The organism is endosymbiont of Ridgeia piscesae, assembly GCF_001443665.1.
GTDB classification, from domain to species: domain Bacteria; phylum Pseudomonadota; class Gammaproteobacteria; order Chromatiales; family Chromatiaceae; genus Endoriftia; species Endoriftia persephonae.
Map to the genome: position 1 here is coordinate 9131 of NZ_KQ557164.1, position 6861 is coordinate 15991.

Sequence of the window (6861 nt, forward strand, 5' to 3'; positions counted from 1 at the left end):
TCCACTACATCTTTCCTTTTCTGATCACGCTGTTCTTTTATCGTAGCCATGGAAAGCAGTATACACTGCCAATACTTTCGGAACGATTAATATTAACGGATGGATCGAATCAAAACAGGTAAGGAGAAAGCCATGAAACTCAAACCCATCGTTGCCGTGTTCAGCCTCTCGTTGCTGGCGGCCTGCACTATCCATAATTCAGAACGGGCCTCACGCCCCCAAAGCACTGCCGTTCATCCCTCGCTAGTCGCGATGGAGGAAGTGACGGCGGATCAACCTCAGCAGCCTGTGCCCGATCCGGCAAAGAGGCGCTATGAGATGAAGCTGATGGCCCAGCCGGTCGCAGGCATCAATGCCAGCATCCGTCCGCCCTCGGAACCGCTTGATCGGGAAAACTATGCCCACTTCAAAGACAACCCCCTGAAACGGGCGGCGGAGTTCCCGGTCTCTACCTTCAGCATCGACGTGGACAGCGCCTCCTATGCCAATTTGCGGCGCATCCTTAACGAGGGGCGCCTGCCGCCGATGGACGCGGTGCGGGTGGAGGAGATGATCAACTACTTCAATTATGAGGATGTGGCAGCCGAACAGCGTGACACCCCGTTTGGTATTACCACCGAGATTGCTGCCAACCCCTGGAACCCGGAGACAAAGCTTCTGCGTATCGGTATCAAAGCTTGGCAGCCCAGGCAGTCCGAAATGCCCCCCGCCAATCTGGTGTTTCTGGTGGATGTCTCTGGTTCCATGCACTCGCCTGACAAACTGCCGCTGCTGAAGCGCTCGCTGCGTCTGCTCAGTCGCAGTCTGGATGCGGATGACCGGGTCAGCCTGGTGGTCTATGCTGGGGCCTCTGGGGTGGTGTTAGAGCCTACCCCAGGCAACCAGAGGGCGACCATCGAACAGGCCCTGCAGCAGCTCAGTGCGGGCGGCTCAACCAACGGTGGTGCGGGGATCCGGCTCGCCTACGCGAAGGCCCGTGAGGCGTTTATCGAGGGCGGCATCAACCGGGCCATCCTGGCCACCGACGGTGACTTCAACGTCGGCACGGTCAACCATCAGGCGTTGATCGACCTGATCAAGCAGCAGCGCCAGGCGGGCATCGCCCTCACCACCCTCGGCTTTGGCGGTGGCAACTACAACGACCATCTGATGGAACAACTCGCCGATCAGGGCGATGGTAACTACGCCTATATCGACAGCCTGATGGAAGCGCGCAAGGTGTTGGTGAGAGAGCTGGGCGCCACCCTGCAGACGGTGGCCAAGGATGTGAAGATTCAGATCGAATTCAACCCGGAACATGTCACCGTATATCGCCTCGTGGGCTATGAAAACCGCCTGCTGGCCCGGGAGGATTTCAATAATGACAAGGTCGATGCTGGGGAGATCGGTGCCGGTCACTCGATCAGCGCACTGTATGAGATCAGCCTGAGCGGGAGCACTGGGCAGCGGATTGAACCGCTCCGCTACGCACAGGGGCAGGTAAAGAGCGCCGGTAAAAGTGATGAGCTGGCCTTCCTGAAGTTGCGTTTCAAACATCCGGGCGAGACAGAGAGCGAGCTGATCGAGACACCAATCCTGGCCAGCCAGATCGTCCAGGATCTCTCCAGCAGCAGTGACGACTTCCGCTTCGCTGCCGCAGTTGCCGCCTTTGGTCAATCGCTACATGGCGGGAAATATCTCAAGGATATGGGGTACGATGAGATGATTGAACTGGCGCGGGGCGCCCGTGGTAATGACCCGGATGGAGAGCGTGCTGAATTTGTCCGTTTGCTCGGTCTGGCGCGGGATTTGTCACCTATGAAACCGCAGGCCAACTTTGAACAGACAGCCACCGTACCATGAGCAGGCATTGCCCACATGTCTACGCATAGGTTGGGCCCTGCCCGACATCATTCGTGAAGATAGGCTATTACATGCGGCGGCCACGGGTCGCCCTATATCAGGTTCCTTAATGGCAAGAATCAGACGGAATGAAGCAGGATCCCAGCGATGAAAACCTGATGCAGCGCTACTGCGCCGGAGATACAGCGGCCTTCGATGCGCTCTATGCTCGCTATCGCAGACCACTGTTTCGCTATCTGCAACGACAGGGCGGAGATGCATCCAGCAGTGAAGAGCTCTATCAGGATATCTGGCTGCGGGTGATCGATGCCCGTAATCAGTGGCGCAGTGAGGAGGGGTTTAGTCCCTGGTTCTATCGCATCGCCCACAATCGCCTGGTCGATCATTGGCGCAGCCGGCGGCCCGCTGAGTCGTTTGAGTCGACAGATGAAGTGGTAACGCTCGATCAGCACTGGCCTGACGACTGGCTATTGATCCGCCAATGTGTGGAGCGCCTGTTCAAACTGCTTGGTGGTCTGAGTGAATCGCAGCGCAGCGCCTTTCTGTTGAAAGAGGAGGCGGGGCTGAGCCTGCAGCAGATCGCCATAGTCACTGGAACCGGTCGGGAGACAGTGAAGAGTCGGCTGCGCTACGCTCTGCGTCGGTTACGCGCTGGCCTGGAGGGGTGCGATGAGCACGCATAATGAAGAGTGGCACGATGCACGGATCTCGCAGCTCTATCGTGCAGGCAGCCGGGAGGAGCCGCCAGAACAGCTCGACCGGATGATTCGTGCTCATGCGCATCGAGTGGTGGCCAGACAGAGACGCCCGTTGCTCATGGGTGGACTAGCCACCGCGGCGGTGGTGATGCTCAGTCTTGGGTTGATCCTGAAGTCTCTCGATCAGGCACCACTGCAGGAGGCGCTAGATCTTGTTCCCACAGAGACAGAATCAGCTGTGATGAGCGGGCGGGAGCCTGCTGAGCGGAAGCGGTTTAAATCATCAGCACCGTCTTCGCCCAGACCGTCTGTGCTGTTGGAACAGGCAGAGGAAGAGGATCCGTTTGAGGATCTGTTCCGCGACACGCAGTCAGACGCAGGGGTGAGCATACAGCAGGCAGATATCTCTGATTGTTTGATCATCCACTATCCAGCATCCCCTGATGAGTCTGTTTGGCAGCAGGCATTGAGAATGCAGTTGCAGGCGGCGGATAGTCGCGCTGCCGAATGCCTGAGGCAGGCGTTTTTTAACCGATTTGGCCGGGAATTGCCGCCACACAACGGGGAAGAGGGGAGCGATGGACGATAGCGCAGAGTTCAATCGTCTGCGTTGGCAGTGTCGGCGCGGCATGCTGGAACTCGACCTGCTGCTGATGGGGTTTCTGGATCAGCATTACCTGCAACTGGATCAAGCGCAACTCGATGGCTTTGACCGACTGTTGCGCCACCCTGATCAGTCGCTGCAGGCCTGGTTGCTCCAGGGAGGGGATGGGATTCCCGAAGCGCTTGTGTCGATCATCAATCTTCTTCGGCAGGGAAGCCAGCAGGATGCAGAGAACTACTGAAGCGATCCAAATTAGTCCCAGACTCTCTCTCACCCTGGGTGTTTGGGTAGTGACAGCGCATCTGGTCGCAACCTGGGCAGTGTTGCTGCTGATCGAAGTTACACTCTGGCTGAAGCTGCTGATGTTGGGGATGCTGGCGCTATCATTTGTGATCGAGACCAGGCGCCACATCTTTCACAGAGGCGCTGCCTCGATCCGCGAGGCCAGGTGGGCATCGGATGGAAAGTGGCGCCTGCAGTTGCGTGATGGCAGTTCGATCGAGGCAGAACTGCTCCCTTCCAGTTTCGTCAAACCCTGGTTGATAGTGCTGCACTTTCGCTGTGTGGGAGCGCCACGCCGCCGGTCGCTGGTGTTGCTGGCTGACTCGCTGGATCGCGCTACCGCACGCCGTCTGCGAGTTCGCCTGCTGCAGGGCTGGGCGCGTCAAGAGAGTGTTCTGGGAAAGTAGCTGTCCGGAGGGAGAGATGTGTTTTATCGCCGTGATTGAGGGGGAGAGCGAAAGCGAATTCCTATCCCTCGGATTCCAGCGCAGGCCGGAATGACGAATAAGGCGACTAATACGTGACATTCAGCTTGAGCAATTGCTATTCGGTTTTGACGCCACCATCTCATAAATAACTTTAAGGCGTTGTTGCGATATTTCAATACCGAACTGCTCTGCAAGGCGCTTCTGGGCCTCCATCAGCGTCCGAGCTGGTGGCGACAGGCGCCGTAGAAATTCGCCAATGTCTTCGATCATCGCCCATGGATAGATCAACCAGCGCCATTTAATAACCTTTCTGGCGTAGTAATCCACAGCAGAGGTAGTAGTGATTTTGTGATGCATTACGGCAGTACGAAATTCATCGGGTTGGAATGTTTGTAAATGCTTGGTGGCAATTTGCAGGGTATCGCCACTGTCATTGACATCATCAACGAGCAAGACACGCTGGCGCTTGATATCGGTATGAAGCGGATAGCGGATAATGGCTTGCTTCTGTTTATCAGAACCAGACAGGTAGTGTTCAATCTTGATACTGGTTAGCGCCATGATATCCAGGTAATCGCACACCAGCCTGGCTGGCACATAACCGCCGCGCCCGATAGCGATTACAATATCTGGCCGGTAGCCAGATTCCCTGATTAAAGTTGACAGTCGTTGGCATAGTCGTTGTACCTCTGACCATGAGACCAGTTCACAGCGCATTGTCCTTGGCATTCGGATAGCCTCGTCGCCCCGAGTTACAAATACAGGTTACTTAATTTCAGCGTGCAATGATGTAACAGAAATTGCAAGCAGGTTATGAACAAACAACCTGCATTGCTCATTACTTGCTGGTATGTCGTACCGGCACTACTGTTTATAGTATGAAAGATAGTGAGTGCGTGGAATTTCTGCAGTGGGCACTCCCCCGTCTGCATATGCGTTGGGCAGGGTTTCGCAAAATACGCAGCCGTGTGTGCAAACGTATTCAGCGGCGGATCAATCAGTTGCAGTTTGAAAGCATCTCTGCTTATCAGGAATATTTGCAGAAACATCCCGAGGAGTGGCAGAAACTTGACGAATTATGTCGGGTAACTATTTCCCGCTTCTATCGGGACAAGATGGTCTTCAACTTGCTTGAGCTAGAAGTTCTCCCGGTCCTTGCAGGGCAGGCACTTTCCGGCGATGAAGATGTGCTTCATATCTGGAGCGCCGGTTGCGCCTCGGGTGAAGAACCCTACACGTTGGTGCTGGTATGGGATTTATCCCTTCAATTGCGATTCCCACGGCTGCACATGCATATCCTGGCAACCGATACTGATCCCGTATTACTCAAACGGGCGGAGCAGGCCTGCTATACTTTTAGCGGCGTGAAGAATCTTCCTGCGGCCTGGCGGGAAACTGCATTCCTCGATACTGCCGGGGCGTACTGTCTGGATCCTGTCTATAAGCGAAGCGTGGATTTTCAATGCGAGGATATCCGTGAAGCCTTACCCGCTGGCCCATTTGATTTAATTTTATGTCGCAATCTGGTCTTTACCTATTTTGACTCTGAGCTCCAGACAATAATCAGGGACCGGATGTGGGACAGGTTAAAACCTGGCGGCGCTTTGGTAACAGGGGTACACGAAGTACTACAGGAAGGTAAGCAGGACTTTGAAATATGGTCAGCACAATTGGGTATCTATCGGAAAGCGGGACAAGCGCACGTAATATGCTGAGTTTTTAACAAGCTAATTATATCGCCTATGAGCATTAATGAAAAAGACCAAGTGTAATGCACTATTTTATTGGTACAGCATTTCCGTGAAAAATCACGATATATTGAATTATCCTGCAAGTGTTTATTTTTCTCGGTAGTTTTCATAATCCTAGCCCTGCTGGGAAGGAATGATTGGACGGTAATTAATATGTGCTCAACTATTATTCGGCTTATCAGGTAACGTGGATAATACCGACCTTGAGTTGACAGAAATCGTTATCATGAAACTAAATATGGGCAGTCAAATGTGGGGGTAGACGTCATCATGAAACAGCCATTGCAAATCACCTTCCGTGATATTCCTCATTCTGATTCGGTGGAAGCATATATTCGTGAAAAGGCCGCCAAGTTAGACCAGTTTTATGATCACATCATGGCATGCCGTGTTGTGCTGGAAGTGCCACATGGGCACCATCATAAAGGCAAGCTGTATTACGTCAGGGTGGATTTGACCGTGCCGGATGGTGAATTGGTAGCCAGTCGCGCGCCCAAGGAACATCACGCTCACGAAGATGCTTATGTGGCAATTCGTGATGCCTTCGATGCCGCTCGACGACAACTTCAGGACTATGCCAGAAAACAGCGCAATAAGGTCAAAAGACACGAATCTCCGCTACATGGCAGGATATCCGAGCTGGTACCGATGGAAGACTTTGGCAAGATCGAGTCATCAGATGGAAAAGAGATCTATTTTCATCGCAACAGCGTTGTGGATGCAGATTTTGATTCCCTGGCGATTGGCAATGATGTGAGGTATGTGGAAGAGGCCGGGGATGAAGGTCCTCAGGCCTCTACTGTATACATCATTGGCAAGCATCACATCGTTGATTGAGCAACGATCATCCAGTTTTTGGGGAAGTGTTCAAACAGCAGTAACACCCGCACTGGTCCAGAATCCAGCAGGTTAGCGTGCTGGCCGGAATCCTGATCCACGGGTTTCGTTCTGAAGATATCCATGGCATAAACCTTAGTTTCCATAGACGGATACCAGTCAGCAGTGACGACTGGTTGCCTCTAAAGATGAACAGACAATGATCAGAACGCTGTTTGGGCAGTTAACTGACCAGAGTACGCTGGGTGAGCAAAGCATCGGCAGTAGTCGTCTTGTCGGTAATGTCAATGGCATTAACAAACGAGATGAACATTCCGATCTTGTAGTAGTCGGGACTTAATCTGACAGTTACCGATTTCGATGGCGTGACTGTCAGGTCAAATTCAGCCGATGAATTTTTCCTTCCAGATTTGTTTCCC

At 53.4% G+C, this 6861-nt stretch carries 9 protein-coding genes; 7 read left to right on the plus strand and 2 right to left on the minus strand.

The features are described from left to right. Positions 1 to 132: 132 nt before the first annotated feature. The 5 genes from Ga0074115_RS15060 (at position 133) to Ga0074115_RS15080 (ending at position 3833) form a co-directional block, all read left to right on the plus strand. Positions 133 to 1842, plus strand: coding sequence for a vWA domain-containing protein (locus Ga0074115_RS15060; RefSeq protein WP_060528688.1), 1710 nt, complete (start codon positions 133 to 135; stop codon positions 1840 to 1842). 128 nt (positions 1843 to 1970) lie between these two features. Continuing rightward, positions 1971 to 2525 carry a sigma-70 family RNA polymerase sigma factor gene (locus Ga0074115_RS15065; protein WP_060528689.1) on the plus strand — a complete coding sequence of 185 codons (555 nt, stop codon included), beginning with the start codon at positions 1971 to 1973 and terminating at the stop codon, positions 2523 to 2525. Beyond that, a complete protein-coding gene (locus Ga0074115_RS15070) occupies positions 2512 to 3129 on the plus strand; it encodes a hypothetical protein (protein ID WP_057957240.1) in 618 nt (205 codons plus the stop codon). Before Ga0074115_RS15065 ends, Ga0074115_RS15070 begins: the two co-directional genes overlap by 14 nt. Then, positions 3119 to 3385, plus strand: a complete 267-nt coding sequence (locus Ga0074115_RS15075) for an FAD assembly factor SdhE (protein WP_057957241.1) — start codon at positions 3119 to 3121, stop codon at positions 3383 to 3385. Before Ga0074115_RS15070 ends, Ga0074115_RS15075 begins: the two co-directional genes overlap by 11 nt. Continuing rightward, positions 3369 to 3833, plus strand: a complete 465-nt coding sequence (locus Ga0074115_RS15080) for a protein YgfX (protein WP_157292806.1) — start codon at positions 3369 to 3371, stop codon at positions 3831 to 3833. Before Ga0074115_RS15075 ends, Ga0074115_RS15080 begins: the two co-directional genes overlap by 17 nt. 120 nt (positions 3834 to 3953) lie before the next feature. On the opposite strand, the gene Ga0074115_RS15085 is transcribed toward Ga0074115_RS15080, so the two are convergent. Beyond that, positions 3954 to 4583, minus strand: a complete 630-nt coding sequence (locus tag Ga0074115_RS15085; RefSeq protein WP_057957243.1) for a phosphoribosyltransferase — start codon at positions 4581 to 4583, stop codon at positions 3954 to 3956. A gap of 167 nt (positions 4584 to 4750) precedes the next feature. Between Ga0074115_RS15085 and Ga0074115_RS15090 the strand changes: the two genes are divergently transcribed. Together Ga0074115_RS15090 and Ga0074115_RS15095 are read left to right on the plus strand one after the other, a co-directional pair. Beyond that, the gene (locus Ga0074115_RS15090) at positions 4751 to 5569 is read left to right on the plus strand and encodes a CheR family methyltransferase (RefSeq protein WP_232433149.1); all 819 of its coding nucleotides are present in this window, start codon (positions 4751 to 4753) and stop codon (positions 5567 to 5569) included. 306 nt (positions 5570 to 5875) lie between these two features. Then, positions 5876 to 6442: an HPF/RaiA family ribosome-associated protein gene (locus tag Ga0074115_RS15095; RefSeq protein WP_057957245.1), complete on the plus strand. Its 567-nt coding sequence runs from the start codon at positions 5876 to 5878 to the stop codon at positions 6440 to 6442. A 223-nt stretch (positions 6443 to 6665) separates the two neighbouring features. Here the strand turns inward: Ga0074115_RS15095 and Ga0074115_RS16980 are convergent. Further along, on the minus strand, positions 6666 to 6861 hold a 196-nt coding region (locus Ga0074115_RS16980), incomplete at its 5' end, for a hypothetical protein (RefSeq protein WP_232433150.1).

What these genes read in the sequence shown, in the direction of transcription:
- Ga0074115_RS15060 (WP_060528688.1), top strand. Translation starts at nt 133, where the DNA reads ATGAAACTCAAACCCATCGTTGCCGTGTTCAGCCTCTCGTTGCTGGCG.
- Ga0074115_RS15085 (WP_057957243.1), bottom strand. Translation starts at nt 4,583, where the DNA reads ATGCCAAGGACAATGCGCTGTGAACTGGTCTCATGGTCAGAGGTACAA.
- Ga0074115_RS15070 (WP_057957240.1), top strand. Translation starts at nt 2,512, where the DNA reads ATGAGCACGCATAATGAAGAGTGGCACGATGCACGGATCTCGCAGCTC.
- Ga0074115_RS15065 (WP_060528689.1), top strand. Translation starts at nt 1,971, where the DNA reads ATGAAGCAGGATCCCAGCGATGAAAACCTGATGCAGCGCTACTGCGCC.
- Ga0074115_RS15080 (WP_157292806.1), top strand. Translation starts at nt 3,369, where the DNA reads ATGCAGAGAACTACTGAAGCGATCCAAATTAGTCCCAGACTCTCTCTC.
- Ga0074115_RS15075 (WP_057957241.1), top strand. Translation starts at nt 3,119, where the DNA reads ATGGACGATAGCGCAGAGTTCAATCGTCTGCGTTGGCAGTGTCGGCGC.
- Ga0074115_RS15095 (WP_057957245.1), top strand. Translation starts at nt 5,876, where the DNA reads ATGAAACAGCCATTGCAAATCACCTTCCGTGATATTCCTCATTCTGAT.